This is a genomic window from Pseudomonas sp. Fl4BN1 (assembly GCF_009908285.1).
Classification (GTDB): Bacteria; Pseudomonadota; Gammaproteobacteria; order Pseudomonadales; family Pseudomonadaceae; genus Aquipseudomonas.
In genome coordinates this window covers 1-416 of sequence record NZ_JAAARM010000119.1, presented here as the reverse complement: position 1 = coordinate 416, position 416 = coordinate 1, and the positions used below count along the sequence as shown (strand labels likewise).

The following is a 416-nucleotide window of genomic DNA, read 5'->3' as shown; positions in this document are numbered from 1 at the left end:
GGTCTGGTGCGATTGCTCGACGATGCCGTTGCCGACCACCTCGCCGTTCACCATGGGCGTCTGGCCCGAAACGAACAGCCAGCCGTCTGCGCCGGCTGCGCGGGCAAAGGGGAGGTGCTGGCCACCGGTGCCGGTGCCGCCTTCAACGCCAATTCGGGTAATCGTCATCGCTACGTTCCTTCTTTCAAGCTTTCAAACAAAACTCTGATCTCAGTGAATTTCCGCGGTCACAGCTGCCTGCGCACGGGGCCCACGCTTGAGGAAGCGGCCTGCCCGATGCGGCTGCACCGCGCCGTGCTGATATGACAGATGGCCGTTGACCCACACCGCCGCAATGCCCGCCGCCGGTTGCTGCGGGTCGGTAAAGGTGGCGACATCGCGCACCGTTTCGGGGTCGAACAGCACGAGATCGGCCC

1 pseudogene is annotated in these 416 nt (G+C 64.4%); it reads right to left on the bottom strand.

The window, feature by feature from the left end:
- Positions 1 to 210: 210 nt before the first annotated feature.
- Positions 211 to 416: pseudogene (locus GV818_RS33835) on the bottom strand (hypothetical protein); the annotation flags it as partial.